The following is a 24440-nucleotide window of genomic DNA, read 5'->3' as shown; positions in this document are numbered from 1 at the left end:
CGAATAATATAATCAAAAGCAGATAGAGAAGCTTTAGCACCTTCACCTGTCGCAATGATAATTTGCTTGTAAGGAACAGTTGTACAGTCACCTGCGGCAAATACACCTTTTACATTGGTTTCGTTACGGTCGTTAATTATAATCTCACCACGGTTTGAAAGCTCAACAGCAGTTTCTTTTAAGAAGTCTGTGTTTGGTAACAAACCAATTTGTACAAAGATACCAGCAAGCTCAACCGTTTTAATTTCATCTGTTGCACGGTCTTTGTATTTAAGTGCAGTTACTTGTGAACCATCACCCACCACTTCTGTAGATAACGCATTTTTGATGACTGTTGTGTTTGGCAAGCTGTTCAATTTATCTTGAAGCACTTGGTCAGCACGTAATTTAGTATCAAACTCAACCAATGTTACGTGTTCAACAATACCCGCAAGGTCAATCGCTGCTTCTACACCTGAGTTACCACCACCAATCACAGCAACACGTTTGCCTTTGAATAATGGACCGTCACAGTGTGGGCAGTAAGCAACACCACGAGTACGGTATTCTTGCTCACCAGGAACATTCATTTCTCTCCAACGTGCACCTGTTGAAAGAATCACTGTTTTAGATTCTAGTTTTGCACCATTCTCTAAAGTGACTTCAACTAAGCCATTTGCTGTTTGATCTGCACCTTTAATGTCAGATACACGTTGTAAGTTCATGATGTCTACACCATATTCACGAACGTGTGCTTCCATTTCAGCAGCAAATTTAGGACCTTGAGTTTTTTGTACTGATGTAAAGTTTTCAATATCCATAGTATCCATCACCTGACCGCCCATGCGTTCAGCGACGATACCTGTACGAATACCTTTACGTGCAGCATAAATTGCAGAAGTGTTACCTGCAGGACCACCACCAATTACCAATACATCAAATGCTTCTTTTGCATTTAACTTCTCAGCATCTTTTACAGCAGAATTTGTATCTAACTTTGCAATAATTTCTTCCAAAGTCATACGACCTTGACCAATGTGCTCACCATTTTGGAATAGCATTGGAACTGCCATAATTTTGCGTTCTTCAACTTCGTCTTGGAAGAATGCACCATCAATCATAGTTGCAGTTGTACCTGGATTGTTAATTGCAATTAAGTTAAGCGCTTGAACAACGTCAGGACAGTTATGGCAGCTTAAAGATACAAATACATCGAAGTCAGCAGTTAGGTTTAAACCTTTAATTTGAGCAAGAACTTCATCAGAAACTTTAGGTGCATAACCTGATACTTGTAACAATGCAAGAATCAAAGAAGTGAACTCATGTCCCATTGGTAAACCAGCAAAGTTTACGCGAGGTTGCTCACCTACTTTAGCAATACCAAAGCTTGGCGCACGAGAATTAGTACCGTCAAAACGAGCAGTGACTAAATTAGAAAGTGCAGCAATTTCAGTCACAAGTTCTTTAATTTTGTCTGATTTATCAGAACCATTTAAAGTCGCAACAATTTCAATTGGGCTTTCAAGGCGTTCAAGAAGTGTCTTTAATTGAGCTGAAGTATTTTGGTCTAACATTGCTAACGTCTCCAAAGGAGTAAATATTTATTTGATGAAAGAATCATAGAACAAACAATAAAATAGAGGAAACAGTTTGTTTTTATATATATGATCGGTTTTTTAGATAATTGTAAAAATACTAAACTTAATCAGATATATATAACTGTCTATACCAATAGATATTGGGACAAAATGTGAAATTTCAATGAATATTTACGGAAATAAATCAAAATATATATCATAAAAATTGAATCAAGTTATGATATTGAAAACTTGAAATGTGAGGTTATCATGAGCTTAAAAAGAGGAATTTATCAGCACTACAAGGGCAATTTGTATCAGGTCTTTCATGTTGCTACTCATAGTGAAACAGGTGAGAAATTAGTAGTGTATCAATGCCTCTATGGTGATTATTCAATGTGGGTTCGACCATTAGTGATGTTTACTGAAACAATTACAACAGCTGATGATCGTGAAATGGAACGCTTTAAGTTAATCCAGGAAACTGAATAAAAGAGTTTTTTATTTTTGCTTGAAGTTGGCGATATATTTTAAAAATTAATTTTATCAACAAGGATGTTTCATGGAGCACAATGTATTTATTCAGGAAGTAGCAAAAATATATCAAGAGTTTAAGCGGTATGATGCCTCACAGTCGAATCGTCTAGCACGTTATCGAAATATAGAGCCTGAATCTGCTGAATTACTGAATATTTTGATACGTAGTAAACAAGCCAAAAATATTCTAGAAATAGGTACATCTACGGGTTATTCAACTTTATGGTTGGCAAATGCAGTAAAAGATATAGGTGGTACTGTAACAACATTAGAAATAGATAAAGATAGAACGGCAATTGCTAAGAAAAATGCAGAAAATTTGAAATTGGATGACTTTATTGATTTTAAAGTAACAGATGCAAAAGCTTATTTGCATGAGTGTAAAGATGAGTTCGAATTTATTTTAGTTGATGCTGAGCGTGATGCTTATTGTGATTATTGGTTCGATTTGCAAAGGTTGTTAAAAGCCAATGGCGGGTTGATGGTGGTTGATAATGTTATTTCTCATGCAAAGGAAGTTGAAAGTTTTATAGCACATGTAAAACAAAATTCTTTATTTATGAGTACAACCTTAGCTGTTGGTGCAGGACTATTTATAGTGACACGAGTGGCTTAAAATAGATAAAAGAAAAGCCATCTTTAAGATGGCTTTATTATTTATTGCATGGAAACACGTTTAAAATTGAGATCATATTCTAAATATTTGTGAATAAAAGACGTTTTATCACTAGATCGAACTAAATTATTATAAATAAACTCAGGCACTGGGTGAAATAAATCTGCAGATCCATCATTGTAAAAAATTTTTAAATATCTGGATGTTGCATTGTATTTGAAAAAGGTAACCACAATAGTTTTTTCCATAAGCAACCTCATTATTTTCGTATTTATATTATGCGGAGATGGTTTACTTTTTTATCAACTAGGTCATTTATGTATATCATAAATGTGAAATCAATCAATATATAAATGTAAGATTTATATTTATTATTTTTATGATAAGAGGTTGAAAAATGTAATAAAAAAACCACGCTAAAAGCGTGGTTTTTTTGAATCAGTTCAATCTAATTTAAATTAGATTTTACCAACTAAGTCGATTGAAGGAGCAAGAGTTGCGTCGCCTTCTTTCCATTTAGCAGGGCAAACTTCACCTGGGTGAGCATGTACGTATTGAGCTGCTTTAACTTTACGAAGAAGTTCAGAAGCATCACGGCCAATACCACCAGCGTTGATTTCAACGATTTGGATTTTGCCTTCAGGATCGATAACGAAAGTACCACGGTCAGCAAGGCCATCAGCTTCGATTAATACGTCAAAGTTTTTAGCAAGAGTCCAGTTAGCATCACCAACCATTACGTATTGGATTTTTTTGATTTCTTCTGAAGAATCGTGCCAAGCTTTATGAGTGAAATGAGTGTCAGTAGAAACTGAGTAGATTTCAACGCCTAATTTTTTGAATTCTTCGTAGTTGTCAGCAAGGTCGCCAAGTTCAGTTGGGCAAACAAAAGTGAAGTCTGCTGGGTAGAAGAATACTACTGACCATTTGCCTTTAAGGTCAGCTTCAGTTACTTCGATGAACTGACCGTTTTGGAATGCAGTTGTTTTAAATGGTTTAACTTCAGTATTAATTAAGCTCATCATTGTCTCCATGATTGAGGTTTGTATTTAATTTCCGATAGATTAACGAATTCTTCTATGTTGCTGAAATAGTATTTTTACATTACAGAAATCGGAAAAACCGAACTAGTAACTTATTTGTTAACTATTTCATGTAATTAAGCGGTTTTGTACATTTATACATTTAAAAAATTAAATAAAAATGACAGCCTACTTTAAAAGTCATTCTTTAATAAACATGATGCCTCAAGAGTTAAAATTCAAGGGCTAAAAGGAAATAAACTTTAAATATCACATATTCGATGATTAATTCATCAAAAATAGAATCTAATTTGATATTTTGATTAATTAGGTTTAGGCAATGAACATGTTTCAAAATAAAAATATTTAGAAATTGCAGTCAAAGTGTTGTTTAGCTTTATCTCTATCCATAGAGCGCTTAGAATACGAAATCCAATTATTTTGAAGGTTAAGCATCTGTGGCAAGTCATTTAAATGTAGATCAACTTGTGATGGCACGTGACCGTCACCGTTTAAATCGACTGAAAAAAGGTAAAGATGCTAACGAAACACAACATCAAGAATTATTTGAAAAATCTAATTTAAAAGTTCGTGAACGTATTGAACGTATTCCTAATATAAGACTAAACCAAGATTTGCCTGTAACTCAATCTGCGGACAAATTGATTGAAGCAATTCAAAAGCATCAAGTGATTATTGTTGCAGGTGAAACAGGTTCGGGTAAAACAACGCAATTACCACAAATTGCGATGCTTGCAGGACGTGGTTTAACAGGTTTAATTGGACATACACAACCACGTCGTTTGGCAGCTCGTAGCGTTTCTCAGCGTATTGCCGAAGAGGTAGGTGAAAAACTTGGGGAATCTATTTCTTTTAAAGTTCGTTTTAATGAACAAGGTTCTCAAGATTCTATTGTCCGTTTAATGACAGATGGTATTTTGCTTGCTGAACTTGCCAATGATCGTTTTTTAACAAAATACGATACGATTATTATTGATGAAGCACATGAGCGTTCACTCAATATCGACTTTATCATGGGCTATTTAAAACAGCTCTTACCACGTCGTAAAGATCTAAAAGTCATTATTACGTCAGCAACATTAGATGTAAATCGCTTCTCGAATTACTTTAATGGTGCACCAATTTTTGAGGTTGAAGGACGTAGTTTTCCTGTTGAATTACGTTATCGTCCAATTTCAGAAATGAGCATTGTAGGTAGCGATGATGATGAGTTTGATGATTTTGAAGAAAATTTGCCTCGTGCTGTTGTTGCAGCAGTAGAAGAGTGTTTTCAAGATGCTCAAGAAAAAGGGCATCCAGAACATGCAGATATTTTAATTTTTGCAAGTACAGAACAAGAAATTCGTGAGCTTCAAGAAACATTACAAAAATTTGGTCCTAGACATACCGAAGTTTTGCCTTTATATGCACGTTTAGCGTTAGCAGAACAGCAAAAAATCTTTAATCCATCGGGTGGTGGAAGACGTATTATTATCGCTACAAACGTGGCTGAAACAGCATTAACTGTACCGAATATTCGTTATGTTATTGATAGCGGTTTTGCGCGTATTTCACGTTATAACTATCGTTCTCGTGTACAGCGTTTACCTATTGAAGCGGTATCGCAAGCATCTGCAAATCAACGTAAAGGTCGTTGTGGTCGTATTGCACCAGGTGTTTGTATTCGTTTGTATTCGGAAGATGATTTTCAAGGTCGTCCTGAATTTACAGAACCTGAAATTAAGCGCACGAACTTAGCCTCTGTAATTTTGCAAATGCAAAGTTTGGGTTTGGGCACATTCGATGATTTTGATTTTATTGAACCACCAGATCATCGTTTAGTAAATGATGGTCGCAAGCTTTTAATTGAGCTTGGAGCAATGAAAGAGAAGAGTAAAGCCCCTCTTTCAGAAAGAGGGGTTGGGGGAGATTCTCTAACCAAAATTGGTCAGCAAATGGCGAAAATGCCAATTGACCCACGTCTTGCACGAATGATTTTGGGTGGGGCACATTTTGGTGTTTTAAACGAAGTTTTAATTATTGTTGCAGCTTTGGCGGTACAAGATCCGCGTGAACGTCCTGCCGATAAACAAATGCAAGCCGATCAGAAACACGCATTATTTCGTGAAGAAGATTCAGACTTTTTGTTCTACATTAAACTTTGGGAAACCTTAGTTGCTAATCGTGAGATGAGCGAAAATAAACGTCGTACATTTGCACGAAATCATTTTCTGAGTTGGTTACGTTTGCGTGAATGGAAAAAAACGCATGAACAATTGGTCGATTTAGCCAAAGGTTTAAATCTTTCATTTAATGAAAAGAAAGCCAATTATGAAAACTTACATCGCGCGCTGTTAACAGGCTTATTGTCTTTTATTGCGAATAAAACAGATGAGCGAAACGTCTTTATGGCGGTGCGTCAGCAAAAAGCACGAATTTTCCCTGCATCGGCATTACATAAAACCAATACGCCTTGGGTAATGGCTTTTGAGATGGTTGAAACATCTCAAGTTTATATTCGTACGCTTGCAAAAATTGAACCTGAATGGATTTTACTTGCAGCAGGTGATTTGCTCAAACATCATTATTTTGAACCGCATTGGTCTAAAAAATCAGGTGTAGTGAACGCGTATGATCAAATTTCATTGTTTGGTTTAATTGTTGAACCTAAGCGACCAATTAATTATGAAAAGGTAGATCAACCTGCTGCGCATGAAATTTTCTTACGTGATGCTTTAACCACAGGGAATTTAGGTATTACACCGCCATTTTTAAAGCACAACTTACTTAAACTGGAAGAAGTAGAACGTGTTGAAGATAAGTTGCGTCGTCGTGATTTGGTGGTGGATGAAGAAACGATTTATCAATTTTACGCAGCAAAAGTTCCTGCTGAAGTAGCAAGCCGACGTAGTTTTGAAGATTGGCGAGCAACGGTCGAACCGCAAAATCCACGTTATTTATTTGTCGAAGATGATGCACTTTGGATGAATGATCGTCCAACAACACAACAATTCCCTGATTATTTACGTAATGGTGAATTACGCTTGGCGGCAACGTATCGTTTTGACCCAAGTCACGATCAAGATGGTGCAACAGTTAAAATTCCTGTGCAAGCACTTCCGCAAGTAGATGAAGGGATTTGGTCTTGGGGTATTCCGGGTTGGCGTTTAGAGTTGATAGAAGCATTATTAAAAGCTTTGCCTAAAGATAAACGACGTAACTTGGTTCCAATTCCAGATACAGCACGTAAGCTTATGTCGCGTGTAGATGCTATGCATCTAAATCAGCATATTTTTAATTTCTTGGCATTTCAGTTACGTGGCGACCAAATTACAGAAAAAGATTTTTCATTTGAACGTGTAGAAGATTATTTATTACCTTTTATTAAAGTCGTTGATGATAAAGGTCGTGTCATTGAACAAGGGCGTGATTTATCAGAATTAAAAGCACGTTGCCGAACGGAAACACATAGTCCTGTAAAACAGTTAAAAGGTGAGTTTAAAGCTTTCCCTGAAAGCTTTGTATTTGAAGCATCGCAAAAAGTAACAGGTGTGGTGGTAAAACAATATCAAGCTTTAGTGCCAAGTAAAGATTTTGCTAGTATTGAACAGAAAGATGAATCGGGCGTGGTGATTCAAACTTTTAATGATCAGTTTGAGGCAATTAAGCAACATCGTGAAGGGATAATTCGCCTTATTTATATGCAATTAGGTGATTTAACGCGGCAGCTTAAAAAGCAAATTTCAAAGCCTCTTGCACTAGCTTATTCACCTTTGGGTGATAAAGCAAAACTTGAGCAAATGCTGGTATATGCAACATTACAAATGTCGATTCAATCACTTCCTGTAAATGCTGAAGAATTCCAAAAACTGATTTTAGATGTGAAAAAGAATTTCTTAACGCACGGTCAAACAGCTTTAGGTTTGATGAGTGATATTTATATTCAGTGGCAGGATATTCGTCGAAAATTATTGGTTTTAGATGATTCAATTTTTGGTAAAAATATTGATGATGTTGAAGATCAGCTCGATTTAATGATGTTGTCTAATTTTGTTTATGAAAAATCACCAGATGTTTGGCAAGAATTTCCACGCTATTTGAAGGCTTTGGTACAGCGCTTAGAGCGTTTGCCAAATAACTTAACACGAGATAACGCAGCCATTGTAGAAGTTGATCCTTGGATGGAAAAACTTTTTAAATATAAAAATGATACACGTTTGAAAGAAGTTTACTTTATGGTTGAAGAGTTAAGAATCTCATTATTTGCTCAACCAATGAAGACAAAAATGCCAATTTCTCCAACACGCATACAAAAAGTATGGGATAAGCTTGGAATCAGTTAATATATAGGTAATTTCCAAAAGGAGTTTTACATGGGCATCCGCATTACAGGTACTGGCCTTTATCATCCAGAAGACATTATCACCAACGAAGAATTGGTCGATAGTTTAAATGCTTATGTGGAACGTTATAACGAAGATAACGCTGAAAAAATTGCAGCAGGTGAGCTAGAAGAGCGTCGTGGCTCTAGCGCTGAGTTTATTGAAAAAGCTTCTGGCGTAAAACGTCGCTATGTTGCAGAAAAAACAGGTATCTTAGATATTAATCGTTTACGTCCGAATTTACGTGAACGCTCAAATGATGAGTTATCAATTCAGGCTGAATGGGGCGTAACTGCTGCAAAACAGGCGATGGAAAATGCAGGCGTAACTGCTGAAGATATCGATGTTGTTATTTTATCGTGTTCTAATTTACAGCGTGCATATCCTGCAGTAGCAATTGAAATTCAAACAGCACTTGGCATTCAAGGTTATGCTTATGATATGAACGTTGCATGTTCGGCTGCAACTTTTGGTCTTAAACAAGCTTATGATGCAATTAAGGCAGGTGCACGTCGTGTATTACTTGTGAATGTTGAGATTACATCAGGTCATACAGATTTCCGTTCACGTGATTGTCATTTTATTTTTGGTGATGTTGCAACGGCTTCTATTATTGAAGAAACAGAAAGTAAATCTGGTTTTGAAATATTAGATTTTAGCTTATTTACGCAATTCTCAAATAATATTCGTAATAATTTTGGTTTCTTAAATCCAAGTGAAATTACGAATGCTGATGACAAGCGTTTCAGTCAAGATGGTCGTAAAGTATTTAAAGAAGTTTGTCCGCTTGTTGCAAAAATGATTTCAGCGCAATTAGTGAAAAATGAAATTGAAGCGACAAATGTTAAACGCTTCTGGTTGCATCAAGCCAATGCAAGCATGAATGAATTAATTTTGAAATTGGTTGTAGGTAAGCAAGTTGCTGAAGCAGATCCAGCACTTGTACCAATTATTCTTGATGAGTTTGCAAATACATCATCTGCTGGGGTAATTATTGCATTACACCGTACAGCGAATGAAGTAAACACAGGTGAATACGGTGTGCTTTGTTCATTTGGCGCAGGTTATTCAGTAGGTTCTGTTTTGGTACAGAAAAAATAAAGCATTTGCTTTAAAATTAGATTGAAAAAGTAAAAATACAAATCCCTAACCTTGGTTGGGGATTTTTTATATATAAAAATATTATTGAGAACTTTATGAAAAATAGTGCTTAGGTTAAGATGAGCCATCATTTATAAAAGCACTTATGAAAACCTATGCAACCATTTGTTCTATACAATTCAGAGCAACGTAAAAAAGTTGAATTTGTTCCACGTAAAGAAGGACATATCGACATGTATGTGTGCGGTATGACAGTTTACGATTACTGTCATATTGGTCATGCTCGTGTAATGGTTGCATTTGACTATATTATTCGCTTCTTACGTAGCCAAGGTTGGAACGTAAAATACGTTCGAAATATTACAGATATTGACGATAAAATCATTAAACGTGCCAATGAAAATGGCGAAAGCATTACGGCTTTAACAGATCGTTTTATTAAAGCAATGAATGATGATGCTGCTGCTTTGGGCTGTACTGAACCAGATGAAGCACCACGTGCGACAGATTATATCGATCAAATGCAAAATATGATTGGTACGCTTGTTAATAAAGGCACAGCTTATCCATCTGCAAATGGTGATGTGTATTTTGAAGTTGAAAAATTTTCAAAATATGGTCGTTTATCAGGTCGTAAACTTGAAGATATGCAAGCAGGTGCATCTGAGCGTGTAGATGTAGAAGTTGAGAAAAAACATCCGTTTGATTTTGTACTGTGGAAACATGCAAAAGAAAATGAACCGTCTTGGGCTTCACCTTGGGGTAGTGGTCGTCCGGGTTGGCATATTGAATGTTCAGCAATGTCGACGTGTTGCTTAGGTAATCATTTTGATATTCATGGTGGTGGTTCAGATTTAACTTTCCCACATCATGAAAATGAAATTGCACAATCAGAAGCAGCAACAGATGAACAATATGTAAACTATTGGATGCATGTGGGTTTCATTAATGTTGATGGCGAAAAAATGTCTAAATCTTTAGGCAACTTCTTTACCATTCGTGATGTGATGGATAAATTTCATCCTGAAGTGATTCGTTATTTCATTGTATCTTCGCATTATCGTAGCCCTGTAAACTTCTCAGATGCTGCATTAAAAGAAGCGAAAAATACATTGTCACGTTTCTATCATTCATTTAAAGCATATCAACAAACTTATGGTACAGAGATTGTTGCTGCTTATGATGAAATTTTAGTTGAACGCTTTAATGCTGCAATGCGTGATGATTTCAATACATCAGAAGCAATTGCTGTTTTGTTTGAAATTAATAAAGCATTAAATAGTGCAGTGAAAGAAGAGCAGACAAATCAGGCTGCTGTTTACTATGCAACTTTACGTCACTTGACCAATATTCTTGGTTTGGTTCAGCACAATGTAGATGACTTCTTGAAATCTGATATTGGTCAAGAAGCTTTAGGTTTATCACCTGAGCAAATTGAAGATTTAATTCAACAACGTGTAGATGCAAAAAAAGCAAAAGAATTTGCTCGAGCAGATGAAATTCGTCAATCATTACTCGATCAAGGTGTAGTTTTGGAAGATACACGTCAGGGCACAATTTGGCGTCGTGCTGATTAATTAAGCAAACAAAATTATAGAGAGTTGACATCGGCATAAAACTCTCTATAATGCACCTCATTGCGGGAATAGCTCAGTTGGTAGAGCATAACCTTGCCAAGGTTGGGGTCGGGAGTTCGAGTCTCCTTTCCCGCTCCAGAATACGAAAAAGCCTTTATCGAAAGATAAAGGCTTTTTTTATGGCGAAATAAAAGTAAATTGAATTTGTAAAATTAAGTTTTCTTATACATTTAGAAACGTTGCCATTGAATAGATATGTTAAAATTGCGAAAATTAAGCATAAATGCAGATGAATGGCTCTTATAGAGCAAGGTCTTAAAAGTTGAATTCAGAAAACATGCCAAATCAAATTAATTTTCAAAATGTTGCTTTAGAAACATTAAAAATAGAAGAGCATGCCTTACAAGTTCTTGCTTCTCAAATAGATGCGCGTTTTGCACAAGCATGTGAAATTATTTTGCAGTGCAAAGGACGTTTAGTTGTGACGGGTATGGGTAAATCTGGTCATATTGGTCGCAAAATGGCAGCAACTTTTGCCTCAACAGGAACGCCATCCTTTTTTATGCATCCAGGTGAAGCAGGGCATGGCGATTTAGGCATGCTGGTTCGTGGTGATGTTCTGATTGCAATTTCTAACTCTGGTAAGAGCGATGAAATTATGATGCTAGTGCCTTTGGTTAAGCATCTGGGTATTCCTTTAATTACCATTAGTGGTGACAATAAAGGTCCAATGCCACAAAATGCAGATGTTGCACTTACATTAGGTAATATTCAAGAAGCGTGTCCACTTGGCTTAGCACCTACATCAAGCACAACAGCAACATTGGCTTTGGGTGATGCTTTAGCAGTTGCTTTATTGGAAGCTCGTGGTTTTACAGCAGATGATTTTGCGCGCTCACATCCTGCGGGAGCTTTAGGTAAACGTCTACTTTTAGATGTTAAAAACTTAATGCATACAGGCGATGAATTACCAAAAGTATCACCAGATACACCAATGAATAAAGTCTTGTATGAGATTTCTAGTAAGCGTCTTGGTTTAACGACAATTGTTGATGAAAATGATGCTTTGCTTGGTATTTTTACCGATGGTGATTTGCGTAGACTGATTGATCAACAGCAAGGCTTTGATGTGAATTTGAAAGTGTCTGAAGTTATGACAAAAAATCCAATGACCATTGGGCAGAACTCACGTGCAGTCGTTGCTTTAGATAAAATGAATGAAAATAAAATTAATCAATTTGTTGTGGTAGATATAGATAACAAAGTGATTGGTGTAATTGGTATGCATGATTTAATTCAAGCTGGGGTAAAATAAATAATGGCATCATATGTTTTATTAGAACAAGCACGTCATGTTCAGGCTTTGGTTCTAGATGTTGATGGTATTTTAAGTGATGGCTTTGTAACGCTCACGAATACGGGCGATGAAATTAAATCTTTTGATATTCGTGATGGCTTAGGCATGAAGCTTGTGCAACAAGCAGGTGTTAAAGTTATTATTATCACAGGACGTAAAAGCAATATTGTAGAAACACGCATGTCTGCATTAGGTGTAGATTTAGTGTTTCAAGGTCGAGAAGATAAAGGTGTTGCACTCAAAGAAGCATGTGCACAATTTAATTTATTACCTGAAGATTGTTTATACATGGGTGACGATTGGCCAGATTTGTCTGCATTTGCAATTGCAGGAATGAAAGTGACTGTGCCAAATGGACATGTAGAAGTTCGTCGTCGTGCAGATTTAGTCACTCAGGCAATGGGTGGTCGTGGTGCTGTGCGTGAAATTTGCGATATGATTTTAATGTCTAAGGGCGTATACACACAGTTACTCGAAAAATACGCATCTGCTCCACAATAATGTTATATACATTCAAAAGCTTGAGTTGAAATCATACTTATGGATACAAAAAAATTATACGTCGCAGCTTTAATTATTGTAGCTATAAGTAGTGGCTATTATTATTTGGGCGGAAAAGGTAAAAAATTAGAAGTCGATTCTTCTAAAAGTATGATCTATTCTGCTGAAGTGATTAATTTGACACAAACTGATGAACAAGGCTTGGTATCTTTAAAAGCGCAAGCCGATCGTTTAGAGCAAGATATGCAAAAGCATACTTCGCATCTAGATAATTTGCATGCGTATACGTTTAAGAATGCAAGACCTGATGGCACTTTTTATGCAAAAGTAGCAAATTCGTATGATGATAATGCCAAAGTGATTATGTCTGATGAAGTTGTTGCAACACGATTATTGGAAAGTGGTGACAAAATGGTGTTTAAGACGACCGAACTAACGGGTTTTCCGAAAACACAAGAGTTGCAAACAGATAAGCAAATTACCGTTGAATCTCCGCAGGCTAATTTTATTAGTCATGGTATGAAAGCAAACTTTAACAACGGACAGTACGAATTCTTTAATATTCGAGGCACTTATGAACGATAACTCTAAAAGTAGTACATTAAAATTTTTAGCTAAAAAATCTTTATTAGCTGCTGGCTTAGCTGTTGCATTTTCAAGTGCGGTTTATGCAATACCTTCAGACCGTCAACAACCACTATCTTTGATTGCAGACCGAGCAACGTTTAATGAAAAAACGGGTGTTACGACGTATTCAGGCAATGTCATTATTGAACAGGGAACAATGAAGCTCCAAGCGAATTCAATTGTGGCTAATTTAGATGTTAGTAGACAAATTAGTTTGATTACTGCAAATGGTGGACCAGCTCGATTCCAACAAAAGCTTGATTCGGCAAAAGGTTTGGCAAAAGGACAAGCACAAAAAATTGTGTATAACGCTCAAACAGGCATCATTACATTAACGGGTAATGCACTTTTAGAACAAAATGGTTCAAGTATTCGTGGTGCAACATTACGATACAGTATGAATAAGGGCGATATTGAAGCAATTGGTACACCAAATGCTTCGGGTTCAGCCAACGGTCGTGTACAAATTGTGATTCCACCAACGGGCTCTAAAACTTTCCCTGGAGCGCGTGATTAATGGATCAAATGCAAAAACAACAAACTTTATGCATTAAGCATTTAGCTAAAAACTATAGTAAGCGTTGGGTTGTGAAAGATGTATCTTTTACAATGAAAAGTGGCGAAATTGTAGGATTACTTGGTCCAAATGGTGCTGGAAAAACAACGAGTTTTTATATGGTTGTTGGTCTTGTGCGTATGGACAAGGGTGAAATTCATTTAGATGATTTAGATTTATCTGATTTAGCAATGCATGAGCGTGCTCAAAAGGGTATTGGTTACTTACCACAAGAAGCTTCTATTTTTAGAAAACTTTCTATTTCTGAAAATATTATGGCAATTCTTGAAACACGCAAAGATTTAAATAAAGAACAGCGTAAAGAGCGTTTAGCTGAATTATTGGCAGATTTTAAAATCACCCATATTAAAGACTCTTTAGGTATGAGTGTATCTGGTGGTGAAAGACGTCGTGCAGAGATTGCACGTGCTTTGGCTGCAGATCCTAAATTTATGCTGTTAGATGAACCTTTTGCTGGGGTAGATCCAATTTCAGTAGGTGATATTAAAGATATTATCAGTACGCTTAAAAATCGTGGAATTGGTGTATTAATTACAGATCATAACGTACGTGAAACACTTGCAATTTGTGAGCGAGCTTATATTGTAAGTGAAGGTTCTGTTATTGCCGAAGGTTCACCTGAAGAGGTGTTATCTAATGAGACTGTACGCCAAGTTTATTTAGGTGATGACTTTAAAGTTTAATCGAAGTGCTGAGTTATTCGATAGCATATAATTTATGCGAGTCTTAATAATACAGCGATAAACCTCTTTTCGAAGAGGTTTTTTTATTGCTAAATTTAAACGTGAAATCACGCTATAATAAGCCAATTGCTTATGTTTTTTCATTTATGCCTTTTACTATAGCCGAACCCGTAGAATTTGAAGAAGATATTAAGAAAAGTCGTTTTCAGGCAATAGCTGTGCCTGTTGAAAATGAACAAGCTGTAAAGGATTTTCTAGAAGCCAATAAAGATCACACCACAACACACCAATGTTGGGCGTGGAAAATTGGTCATGATGTACGATTCAATGATGATGGTGAGCCTTCGGGAACAGCAGGGCGTCCTATACTTGCAACTATAGAAGGAAATGAACTTACTAATGTACTAGTATTGGTGAATCGTTGGTATGGTGGTGTAAAGCTAGGCACAGGTGGATTAGTCCGTGCTTATGGTGGTAGTGCTGGACAATGTTTATTACTTGCTGAAAAAATAGAACTGATTAAAAAGCAAAAAATTTATTTTGAATGTTTATTCAATGAATGGTCAATTTTGCAATATGAATTAAAACAAGGCGATATTGAATACCAAGAAGACTATACAGCCGAAGGTGTGGCTGTAAATGCACTTGTACAAGTTCATCAAATAGAACCTTTAGCAAATAAAATTCAAGATTTAACACGAGGGCGTGCACAACTCAAAATGATTGAGGAGCCATCTGATGACTGATATCGATCCATTATTAAAATATCGTGAACAACACAAACATCGTTTGAATTATATGCCTTGGCTGTATTGGACGCTTAAGCCCAAAAATCGTGTATGGGCAGAGGCATGGCAGAAAGAATATCAAGAATATTTGATGTCTATGGAAACGGTTGAAATAGGTGAAAACTGTTTTATTTCGCCATTAGCCCATATTTTTGCAGAACCTGGTCGTAAAATTATTATTGGTGATAATACCTTTATTGCTGCCGACTGTACTTTGCATGGACCTTTAGAAATAGGTAGTGAAGTTGCAATTAATCATCACTGTATTTTAGATGGTGGGCGAGTGGGGATTAAGTTGCATGATCAAGTTCGTATTGCTGCTTATTGCCATTTATATGCTTTTGATCATGGTATGGAGCTTGATGCACCAATTTACCAACAAGCTGTACGTTCACAAGGCATCGAAATTGGTAAAGATGTGTGGTTAGGTGCGCATGTTGGGATCAAAGATGGTGTGAAAATTGCAAATCATGCAGTGGTAGGTATGAATAGTATGGTCACGAAAGATATTGCTGAAAATGAAATTGTCGCTGGGAATCCTGCAAGGTTTATACGTTATAGAAAATAGAGAATACGTTTTAGCTTACATATTTTGATGAAAATTATAAGAAAGATGTGCTAATTTAAAAATAACAACAATGAATTAAAAATGTGGGACATGAGGAGGGCTTTATGAAACGTGTAGTGGCTTGTATTGATTCATCCCCTTGTATTAATGCGTTAGCAGAGGCTGCCGCTTGGATTGCTAAGAAAACCAACCGAGAGTTGGTGCTTTTACAAGTTCTCGATTATTACCCAGCAAGTTATCATTTGGGGGAAATTAGCGGTGTGATTGGTTTTGAAAGTAATGCAATGCTTTTAAAGGAGCTTGCTGAACTTGAACAAAAGCAAAGTGAATTAGCACTCGATTATAGTAATAATTTGCTTAATCATATTTCAGAATTAATTCAAGAAAAACACGGTATTGTTCCTACGCGAATACAAGAAAAAGGTGATTTTTTAGAGCAAAGTTTTAATGTTCTTCAAGAAGATGATATCGCGCTGATTGGGCGTTTAGGTGAACGTTCTGCTGAGCGTAAAAAGCCAATAGGCAGCAATGTTGAAAACTTTATTCGAGGTGCAAATTGTACCGTAATGACTGTAGGCGAAACCTTTAAGCCACCAACACGATTTATTTTTGCTTATGAATACTCACCGACTTGTGTGAAGATGATGCATCGAATTGCGAAAAGCGATTTACTAAGAATTTTACAATGCCACTTATTATATGTAGGCGATCATCCTGAAGTGCTCAAAGACCCTGAGCAGTTTTTGAAACAAGCTGGATTAGATGTGGTTACGGAATATCGATATGGTGATGTTTCTGAGAATATTCTAGGATATCAAAAGGAACATGGTATTCAACTTATTTTGTTGGGTGCTTTTAGCCACAGTAAAATTAAGCAATTCTTTTTGGGGAGTATTACAACAGCTATTTTTAGAAATTCAACAGTACCGTTAATGGTTGTAAAATAATGTCATATAGACTGTTTAGAGTAGTTAATCTAAACTGAGTTAATTCTGTCCATAGTTATCCTCATTTATTGTGGATAACTATATGGACAGTGTATGTAACTATATAAAAAATAAAAAATAAAAAACTAAGGTTGTTTTTTGTTCTGTGTTAAAAGATTATTTAACAATAGCAAGAGCAAAGCCGTCATGTCCTTTACTACCCACTGTTTGAAGCGCCGTACAAGATAAAATTTTAGGATGATTTTGCATCGCTTTAAACATATCTCGAATACCTTCAATACTTGGTTTTTGATTTTCAGGATTTAGGATTTCACCTGCACGAATCACGTTATCTAAAAAGATAATAGTGCCTGAATGTGAAAGATTTAAGCTTAATTCTAAATATTCAGGGTAGCTTTGTTTATCTGCATCAATAAATATGAAATCGAATGGTTCTGTATCGTCAGGAAGCGCACGTAAAATATCAGCAGCACGACCACACTTCAATTCAACAGTGGGTTTTAGCTTAGCATTATCGATGTTTTCTTGACCTAAAGCAGCATGTGTATCACGACCCTCCATTGTTAAGATGTAGCCATCTTCAGGAAGCGCACGTGCCAGCCACATTGTGCTATAGGCAGCAAAAGTTCCAAGCTCAAGTACACGTTTGCAATTGTTCATTTGAATTAACATTTGCAATAGCATGCCTTGGTTTGCCGCAACAGCTAAATGATCTGGAAAACCTTTATCATCAGTGTTCTTTAAAGTCTGAGTCAAAATAGGATCTTCAGGAATTAAATGTGACTCGATATAGCTATCAATTTCTGTCCACATTTGTTGCATAGTTCATTTACCTTTGTTGCGTTGCGTGCATTTTATACCTTTATGCTCAGACTGCAATTTTAAAAGTTAAAAATAAATTGTAGCGATAAAAAAAGAGGTCTATAGACCTCTTTTTAAGATTTTAATTTAATAATTACACATTGAGGAGCTACGAGATAAATTGGGTCCCCAAGTACGGAAACCTTGAGAGTCAATATGAATTTGACCTGATGAATATAAGCCTAACCCCATATTTAAGCTGCTGCCGTACTGTGACCAGAATTGGCAAAGTCTGAATTTAGTATATTCAATATAAGCATAATCTTCAGGTTGTGGAACAGCAGGACCAATACGAAAATCAATTGCAGAATTGAATAGATGGCGTGATGAGCTTGCACCACCAGCACATTGATTTAAAGCTAAGTCTCGGTATACAGATGTCACAGTAAAGTCTGTAAGTACCTTTGAGGCAATAAGGTATTTAAAGATTCGTAAAGTAGGGACTTGATTTGCCCATAATTCACGATTTGGAACCATATATTCAGAACGACCACATTTTTGCCAATCACGAGCTGTACGTAATAATTCATAGCTAGGAATAATATTACCGACATCATTTTTTTCTAAGAATATTTCATAATCTCGGATTTGTTTTAAGTTGTCACTTACAGCTGTCCAAGAGTTATAGGTATAAGGAATAACTTTAGGAGGGACTTTTCGATCAAAGGTTACATTTTCTTGAGGGATGAAAATTCTTTTACCCGGCTGAGATGTGGAACCTTGATTGGGATTAGATGAACATCCAATCATGATAAGTGGGATACAACTAAACGAAAGCAATGCTTTCAAAAAATGCTTCATTATTTAAATCAGAAGTTTATTAAAATCAGAAATATAATAATCTAAAAATTGAGAATTATTTATAAAATATTGAAATGAAATGTGTATTTTGTGGATAAAAAAAGATCAGCATGTGCTGATCTTTTTTTTAATCTTATTTTTCAAGATATTGTAATTTATCTTCTTTACCATTCCACTCTTCACGGTCAGCTGGTTGATCGCCGATTTGAGTGATATTTGGCCATGTTTGAGACAGCTCTGCATTGAGCTCAATAAAGACTTCTTGACCCGCAGGCAATTCATCTTCAGAGAAAATTGCATTTGCAGGGCACTCAGGTTCACATAGTGCACAGTCAATACATTCATCTGGATTGATTACAAGGAAGTTTGGACCTTCGTAGAAACAATCAACAGGACAAACTTCAACGCAGTCTTGATACTTACATTTAATACAATTTTCTGTGACAACAAATGTCATGGCGACGGCTACCTAAAAAATTTGGTCTAATAACTAATGACGTATTTTAGGCAAAAACACATCAAACAAACAATTCCTTTTATTGATATTTATTATTTAAATCTATGAAAAGGGGAAATGATATGATTTTTCTTGATAAATGATAATTAATATCACTTAGCGATGTATCTTTGTAAGACATATAAAGCTCTATATCGCTAAGTGAATTTTAAAACTTAGCTATTTTTTAGTTGTTGTGAACCAATCCAGTGTTTTGAAAATTGGTAAGCTGCTCGCCCTGAGCGTTGACCTCGAGATTGACACCATCTTAAAGCTTCAGCACGTACGTCATTATTCATTTCTATGTTGGCTTTATTCAGATAACTTTCAACAATTTCTAGGTATAAGTTCTGATCCATAGGGTAAAAAGAAAGCCATAAACCAAAACGGTCAGATAACGAAATTTTTTCTTCAATCGCTTCTTGAGGATGCAATTCTTTGTGTTGAGGCACATCTGCTCGCATGATAGGTGTGTTTTCATGCATAAATTCAGGTAATAAATGACGACGGTTACTGGTCGCATAAATAATAAAATTACCTGAGCCTGATTGTAATGAGCCATCTAATACACTTTTTAAGCTACGATAATTTTCATCTTCTGCATTAAAAGCAAGATCATCACAATAGACAATAAATTTTTCAGGTCGATCTTTAATCATGTCTTGAATGAGTGGTAAATCAGATAAATCATCACGTTCAATTTCAATAAGTCTTAAGCCATGAGATTCATATTCTGTGAGTAGGGCACGTACAATTGATGATTTCCCTGTACCACGAGAGCCTGTTAAAAGAACGTCATTGGCAGGTAAGCCTTTTAAAAACTGTAAGGTATTTTGAATGACCTTTTCTTTTTGGCGTTCAATGCCTTTTAAATCTTCTAAGTGTATTTTTTTTGCTTGTTGAATGGGTTTGAGTTGTTTGTTTTGCCATTTATATGCAGAAGTAGAAAAATCGGTGTTGTTACGAAGTTCGGGTAAAGTTTGTTGCACTTGTTGAAGTACAGTGGTCATTAACTTAAGAATATTTTCGGGTAAATCGATTAGTGCCATGATTTTTCAGCTTATATGTCCATATAGAAAAGGCAAAATGTTGCTTAAATGAATGTATACCAAACATTCGAGTGTTGCCAAGTAAAACACGTTTTAATTATTGAACTATTGAAAGAAGTTCTGCATAGTTCAAATGTATGGATAATAAATAACAGCAGAGGGACATAATGTTGTTTAAAGATTTTGGAAATAGCATGAATCCACACCAATCTAAGCGAATTAAAACATTAAAAAAACAAATAGAAACGGCTGAGTCTTATGAAGAGTGGAAAGATTTAGCACTTAAAATAGATGAGGAAACAGGCGCACAAGCTTGGAAATATGACAATTCATCCCCTTATTTTGATGCTGAAACTATTGCACATCGGTTAATTCTATTGCGTCGTTATCGGTCGCAAAACCGTATTCCAGATTTAATGCATATATTACGTGAAGGATTAACTTATGATATTGCCAATATCGCACATCCCTTGCTGTTTACAGCCACTATGGTTGGAACAAAACAAATTATTGAAGATTATGTTGCCGAGGTAAGCAATAGTTTGGCTTTTGTGGCATCTGACCAATGCCAAACGATGAGTCATGAACAGAAAATTACGTTTTTTCAATCGTGTCAAAAAGCTTATGGTCAACCTGCATTGATGTTTTCTGGTGGAGCAACCCTTGGTTTGTTTCATACAGGAGTATGCAAGGCATTACTTGAGCAAGACCTTATGCCCAAAGTTATGTCGGGTTCAAGTGCTGGGGCGATTATGGCGGCTATGCTTGGTGTTGCAAAACCATCAGACATGCAACATATTTTAAATGGCGATAGTTTTTTTAATGAGGCATTTAAATTTCGAGATTGGCGTGAAATTATAAAAGGCAATGGTGGTCTTGCAGATGTTAAGTTTTTAAAACAGTTTTTAAAGGCAAATTTAGGTGACTTAACTTTTGCAGAAGCGTATGAACAATCGGGCTTACACATAAATGTTGCTGTTGCACCTTATGATGCCTCCCAAGATGCGCGTATTATGAATACCTATACATCACCTGATTTGTTGGTTTGGAGCGCCGTATTGGCTTCTTGTGCTGTTCCTGTGTTATTTCCACCTGTCCGTTTAACCAGTAAACGTCAAGATGGTAAATATACGCCTTATATGGCAACAACTACTTGGGTCGATGGCAGTGTGCGTAGTGATTTTCCGCAAGAGAAAATGGCACGCCTATATAACTTAAATTACACTATTGCTAGTCAAGTAAATCCGCATGTTGTCCCATTTATGCAAAGCGATGAAGATCGCTTTCGCAAAGATATGCTGAGTTGGCCTGAGCGCATTGTTCGTCGCCAAGGAAAGGTTATTTCTAGAGGGGTGATGGATTTTGCTCGCGAACGTGTAGGAAGCGTTCCTGCGGTTAGGCGCTTACTTGATCATGGCTATGGAGTAATAGATCAGCGTTATTATGGCGATGTAAATATCGTAGGACATTTTAATTTACGCCATTATGGTTATATGCTACAAAATCCTAAAGAACATCTATTTAAAATGTTGCAACGTGAAGGCGAGCGCGCAACATGGCCAAAAATATCTTCAATTGAAGTTCATGCACGTGTGGGTAAAACTATTCAGCACTGCTTGGAGCTTCTTATTTATCAGAAAGATAAAACTCAACATGCTGGCTCCCAATTTATTCAAATTTAGTATTGATGATTTTTGTACTAAAGAACTGAGATGTGCAACAAAGCCCCAAAGTCTGGCTTTAGGGCGCCGTGTATTTTATTTTTTTGAAGATCAACAACAATATTGGTTGAAAACGCATACTTTACAAATGAATGGAGCGCTAGAAGCGGCTTTTCAGTCTGAGCTAGATTTTTATTTAGCTTTAACCCAAGAGCAAGCTCAAAAGATTACATTGCCTTTTCAAGTATTGAATCATTCAAAATTAATCGATGATTTTCAGCTAGCGATGCCACTACTTATTTTACCGCATGCGAAAAGTTTATTTGCAGAAAGTCCGTATACGCTTACTACTGAACAAATTAAACATAAAATGATTCAGGCACTTTCGGTATTAGAAAATTTGCATGAAGCAGGGTGGGTGCATGCAGATTTAAAAAAGGAGCATTTTGTTGAGTATGCAAAAACAGTAAAACTTATTGATTTTGAGCAAAGCATAAAAATGAAAGATATTGCAAAAAATATAACTTTAACTGCAACACCACGTTATATGGCACCTGAATTATTTCATGCAGAAGTAAAAAGCATTGCAAGTGATATTTATGCTTTAGGTATTATTTTTTATGAGTGGTTAAAACAAGAGCGATTTTTAGCAAGAAGCTATTATGACTGGGCTATTTTACATTGCCAAAAGTTAGAAATTGAATTGCCCGATAGATATTTATGTTTCAAAAGGATATTAAAAGTCATGCTAAATAAGCAAAAACAACATAGATTGACTGATATTTCAGCATTAAAAAAGTACTTAATTATTGAAAATGTATAAGAAAAAATCAAAAAATAGTGTTTTGTTTTTTATTTAAACAAACGATGTGTTTTTTAATAAAAAGGGCTTGTCATCATCAAGTGATCTCTATAATATACACAGCCATTGGGGACGTGGCGAAATTGGTAGACGCACTGGATTTAGGTTCCAGCGCCGCAAGGTGTGAGAGTTCGAGTCTCTCCGTCCCCACCAATAATTACTGAGTGATATTGGTAATTAGGCAATAGAGGATTGGTGTAATGGTAGCATGACGGTCTCCAAAACCGTTCGTCAAGGTTCGAGTCCTTGATCCTCTGCCAACTTAAAATCTAACATTATGTTAGTACCCTATGATGGGGACGTGGCGAAATTGGTAGACGCACTGGATTTAGGTTCCAGCGCCGCAAGGTGTGAGAGTTCGAGTCTCTCCGTCCCCACCATCATAATTAAAGCAAGGCATAGTCCTTGCTTTTTTATTGCCTGAAATTTAACAAATATAAATAAGTAGTATTTCTTAGGCATAAAAATGCCCATTAAAAAATGGGCACATGAAAATCCATTTTCACTTTTTCGTGTGAAGATTCAGTTTTAATTTGAAAAAAAATTAAGCCTTTAAATGATCTTCAAACTCTTCGCCAAGCTGAACAGCAAGGGCGTTACCTGCAAGTTCACAAGTGACTAAACCATATTCTTTTTTGAAGCTAAATGTAAAACCACGATTATCTGTTAAATTTTTTACTGAATATCCTAACTTTTCCAACCAAATACGAAATGCGATTAAATTTTTTGCCTTAACTACTTTTTTCACGAGAAAGCTCCTTGTTTATCCCTAAATATATTAATAGGGATGGATAAATCTTTTTAAAGGATAGAATTAAATAAAAATGAATTATGTTGATTTTTTATTTTCCATATTTCGTGAAAAATATTGATAACGTAGGGTTTTTGCAGCTTTTATTTTTGTTAAGTTGCTGAAAATAAAAATAAAATATTTTTTTTGAATAGTTGGAGTTGTTTTTATCTGATGTTAAAACATGTAAGCCTGAAATATTTTGTAAATATTCAACAAGAGTTCATGCAGAACTTTGGTAATTTTATTTATATGTGACTTTTATTGTAATTATTGAGTGAGACAATAGGTTTGCTTGATACGTCAGTAAGTACGTATCAAGCTTTGATTAAATTAAAAATTGTCTTTTAATTCTCGAAGTTTTTGAAATTCTTGAACGTTATTTACACGTAAAAAAGGATTTGTTTTTAGTTCTACGCTTATTGTGCTTGGTAGTGTGCATTGGTTTAGCAGACGTAAGTTTTCTACTTCATTTGCACGTTGAATAATATCTAGATTATTTGGCTCTACATGTAAGGCAAATTTTGCATTGGAAAGAGTGTATTCGTGAGTGCAGTATACTTTTGTGCGGGGAGGGAGTGCAGCAAGTCGATTGAGCGAATGGTACATTTGTTCAAATGTACCTTCAAAAACACGCCCACAACCCATTGCAAATAGTGTGTCGCCACAGAATAGTGTGTCTAAAGTATCAATAAAATACACAATATGCCCAAGTGTGTGCCCGGGAACGGCAATGACATTAATATTTAGATCGTGAAATTGAAAATTATTTTCATGTGATAGTGGGTGGTTGATGAATGGGATTTTTCTAAGTTCATCAGTCGGACCATATATGGGGATGTTTCTGTTTTTGATGAGATCGGGTACACCACCAATATGATCTTTATGCCAGTGCGTGAGCCATATTTGCGCTAAGTTAAATTGATGTTCTATGCAAAAATCTTCGACAAGTTTTGCATCTGTAGGGTCTACGCAAATTACGTCATTTGATGGTGTATGTTCAATTAACCATATATAGTTCTGAAGCTGGTTTTTAACGTCAATAACATGAACTTTATAGGTCATACCTACTCACCAAAAT

The 24440-nt window shown here is 35.9% G+C and carries 24 protein-coding genes and 4 tRNA genes; 19 read left to right on the top strand and 9 right to left on the bottom strand.

The features are described from left to right. Positions 1 to 1553: alkyl hydroperoxide reductase subunit F (ahpF, locus tag AC5YC8_RS09120; RefSeq protein WP_496164291.1), on the bottom strand; the 1553-nt coding region annotated here is incomplete at its 3' end. A 273-nt stretch (positions 1554 to 1826) separates the two neighbouring features. On the opposite strand from ahpF, the gene AC5YC8_RS09115 reads away from it, so the two are divergent. Further along, a complete protein-coding gene (locus AC5YC8_RS09115; protein WP_496118681.1) occupies positions 1827 to 2048 on the top strand; it encodes a DUF1653 domain-containing protein in 222 nt (73 codons plus the stop codon). 70 nt (positions 2049 to 2118) lie between these two features. Further along, complete coding sequence (locus tag AC5YC8_RS09110) at positions 2119 to 2709, top strand: O-methyltransferase (protein ID WP_496164290.1); 591 nt, start codon at positions 2119 to 2121, stop codon at positions 2707 to 2709. Between the two features lie 41 nt (positions 2710 to 2750). Here the strand turns inward: AC5YC8_RS09110 and AC5YC8_RS09105 are convergent, their stop codons facing one another. Together AC5YC8_RS09105 and ahpC are read right to left on the bottom strand one after the other, a co-directional pair. Next, a complete protein-coding gene (locus tag AC5YC8_RS09105; protein WP_496118684.1) occupies positions 2751 to 2957 on the bottom strand; it encodes a KTSC domain-containing protein in 207 nt (68 codons plus the stop codon). Positions 2958 to 3167: 210 nt separating this feature from the next. Further along, entirely contained in the window at positions 3168 to 3731 is a 564-nt protein-coding gene (ahpC, locus tag AC5YC8_RS09100; RefSeq protein WP_067767636.1) for an alkyl hydroperoxide reductase subunit C, read from the bottom strand. Positions 3732 to 4222: 491 nt separating this feature from the next. Between ahpC and hrpA the strand changes: the two genes are divergently transcribed. From hrpA to AC5YC8_RS09040, 12 genes are all read left to right on the top strand, one after another. Continuing rightward, positions 4223 to 8074: an ATP-dependent RNA helicase HrpA gene (gene hrpA, locus AC5YC8_RS09095; RefSeq protein WP_496164295.1), complete on the top strand. Its 3852-nt coding sequence runs from the start codon at positions 4223 to 4225 to the stop codon at positions 8072 to 8074. Between the two features lie 30 nt (positions 8075 to 8104). Continuing rightward, entirely contained in the window at positions 8105 to 9214 is a 1110-nt protein-coding gene (locus tag AC5YC8_RS09090; protein WP_496164289.1) for a beta-ketoacyl-ACP synthase III, read from the top strand. Between the two features lie 155 nt (positions 9215 to 9369). Continuing rightward, complete coding sequence (gene cysS, locus AC5YC8_RS09085) at positions 9370 to 10791, top strand: cysteine--tRNA ligase (RefSeq protein WP_496164288.1); 1422 nt, start codon at positions 9370 to 9372, stop codon at positions 10789 to 10791. A 62-nt stretch (positions 10792 to 10853) separates the two neighbouring features. Further along, positions 10854 to 10929 (top strand) — tRNA-Gly (locus tag AC5YC8_RS09080). Positions 10930 to 11128: 199 nt separating this feature from the next. Beyond that, entirely contained in the window at positions 11129 to 12106 is a 978-nt protein-coding gene (locus tag AC5YC8_RS09075; RefSeq protein WP_496118689.1) for a KpsF/GutQ family sugar-phosphate isomerase, read from the top strand. 3 nt (positions 12107 to 12109) lie between these two features. Continuing rightward, entirely contained in the window at positions 12110 to 12649 is a 540-nt protein-coding gene (locus AC5YC8_RS09070) for a KdsC family phosphatase (RefSeq protein WP_496118691.1), read from the top strand. Positions 12650 to 12688: 39 nt separating this feature from the next. Then, entirely contained in the window at positions 12689 to 13234 is a 546-nt protein-coding gene (gene lptC, locus AC5YC8_RS09065) for an LPS export ABC transporter periplasmic protein LptC (protein WP_496164287.1), read from the top strand. Continuing rightward, positions 13224 to 13793 (top strand): lipopolysaccharide transport periplasmic protein LptA, encoded by a 570-nt coding sequence (lptA, locus tag AC5YC8_RS09060; protein ID WP_496164286.1) that lies wholly within the window; start codon positions 13224 to 13226, stop codon positions 13791 to 13793. The genes lptC and lptA overlap by 11 nt, the downstream gene beginning before the upstream one ends. Then, positions 13793 to 14536: an LPS export ABC transporter ATP-binding protein gene (lptB, locus tag AC5YC8_RS09055; RefSeq protein ID WP_496118697.1), complete on the top strand. Its 744-nt coding sequence runs from the start codon at positions 13793 to 13795 to the stop codon at positions 14534 to 14536. The genes lptA and lptB overlap by 1 nt, the downstream gene beginning before the upstream one ends. Before the next feature lie 146 nt (positions 14537 to 14682). After that, positions 14683 to 15282 (top strand): IMPACT family protein, encoded by a 600-nt coding sequence (locus tag AC5YC8_RS09050; protein ID WP_496164294.1) that lies wholly within the window; start codon positions 14683 to 14685, stop codon positions 15280 to 15282. Next, on the top strand, positions 15275 to 15892 hold the full coding sequence (locus tag AC5YC8_RS09045) for an acyltransferase (RefSeq protein WP_496164285.1): 618 nt from the start codon (positions 15275 to 15277) through the stop codon (positions 15890 to 15892). The genes AC5YC8_RS09050 and AC5YC8_RS09045 overlap by 8 nt, the downstream gene beginning before the upstream one ends. Positions 15893 to 15996: 104 nt before the next feature. After that, positions 15997 to 16839, top strand: coding sequence for a universal stress protein (locus AC5YC8_RS09040; protein ID WP_496164284.1), 843 nt, complete (start codon positions 15997 to 15999; stop codon positions 16837 to 16839). A gap of 156 nt (positions 16840 to 16995) precedes the next feature. On the opposite strand, the gene AC5YC8_RS09035 is transcribed toward AC5YC8_RS09040, so the two are convergent. The 4 genes from AC5YC8_RS09035 to AC5YC8_RS09020 all read right to left on the bottom strand — a co-directional run bounded on the left by AC5YC8_RS09035 (position 16996) and on the right by AC5YC8_RS09020 (position 20046). Further along, a complete protein-coding gene (locus AC5YC8_RS09035) occupies positions 16996 to 17661 on the bottom strand; it encodes an O-methyltransferase (protein ID WP_496164282.1) in 666 nt (221 codons plus the stop codon). A gap of 126 nt (positions 17662 to 17787) precedes the next feature. Next, positions 17788 to 18501, bottom strand: coding sequence for a D-Ala-D-Ala carboxypeptidase family metallohydrolase (locus AC5YC8_RS09030; RefSeq protein WP_496118705.1), 714 nt, complete (start codon positions 18499 to 18501; stop codon positions 17788 to 17790). A gap of 133 nt (positions 18502 to 18634) precedes the next feature. Beyond that, complete coding sequence (gene fdxA / locus AC5YC8_RS09025; RefSeq protein WP_152873250.1) at positions 18635 to 18958, bottom strand: ferredoxin FdxA; 324 nt, start codon at positions 18956 to 18958, stop codon at positions 18635 to 18637. 215 nt (positions 18959 to 19173) lie between these two features. Then, positions 19174 to 20046 carry an ATP-binding protein gene (locus AC5YC8_RS09020; RefSeq protein WP_496164281.1) on the bottom strand — a complete coding sequence of 291 codons (873 nt, stop codon included), beginning with the start codon at positions 20044 to 20046 and terminating at the stop codon, positions 19174 to 19176. Positions 20047 to 20213: 167 nt separating this feature from the next. Here AC5YC8_RS09020 and AC5YC8_RS09015 point away from each other — a divergent pair, with 167 nt between their 5' ends. The 5 genes from AC5YC8_RS09015 (at position 20214) to AC5YC8_RS08995 (ending at position 22949) form a co-directional block, all read left to right on the top strand. Beyond that, the gene (locus AC5YC8_RS09015) at positions 20214 to 21728 is read left to right on the top strand and encodes a DUF3336 domain-containing protein (RefSeq protein WP_496164279.1); all 1515 of its coding nucleotides are present in this window, start codon (positions 20214 to 20216) and stop codon (positions 21726 to 21728) included. After that, complete coding sequence (locus AC5YC8_RS09010; RefSeq protein WP_496164278.1) at positions 21700 to 22530, top strand: protein kinase domain-containing protein; 831 nt, start codon at positions 21700 to 21702, stop codon at positions 22528 to 22530. Before AC5YC8_RS09015 ends, AC5YC8_RS09010 begins: the two co-directional genes overlap by 29 nt. 107 nt (positions 22531 to 22637) lie before the next feature. Then, a tRNA-Leu gene (locus AC5YC8_RS09005) sits at positions 22638 to 22722 on the top strand. A gap of 33 nt (positions 22723 to 22755) precedes the next feature. Beyond that, positions 22756 to 22829 (top strand) — tRNA-Trp (locus AC5YC8_RS09000). A gap of 35 nt (positions 22830 to 22864) precedes the next feature. Then, a tRNA-Leu gene (locus AC5YC8_RS08995) sits at positions 22865 to 22949 on the top strand. 164 nt (positions 22950 to 23113) lie between these two features. On the opposite strand, the gene AC5YC8_RS08990 is transcribed toward AC5YC8_RS08995, so the two are convergent. Both AC5YC8_RS08990 and gloB read right to left on the bottom strand, forming a co-directional pair. Beyond that, positions 23114 to 23317: a hypothetical protein gene (locus tag AC5YC8_RS08990; protein WP_171501329.1), complete on the bottom strand. Its 204-nt coding sequence runs from the start codon at positions 23315 to 23317 to the stop codon at positions 23114 to 23116. Between the two features lie 375 nt (positions 23318 to 23692). Then, entirely contained in the window at positions 23693 to 24424 is a 732-nt protein-coding gene (gene gloB / locus AC5YC8_RS08985) for a hydroxyacylglutathione hydrolase (protein ID WP_496164277.1), read from the bottom strand. Positions 24425 to 24440 lie beyond the last annotated feature (16 nt).

The organism is Acinetobacter sp. FY731, assembly GCF_059515905.1.
This window is presented reverse-complemented; position numbering and strand designations above follow the sequence as displayed.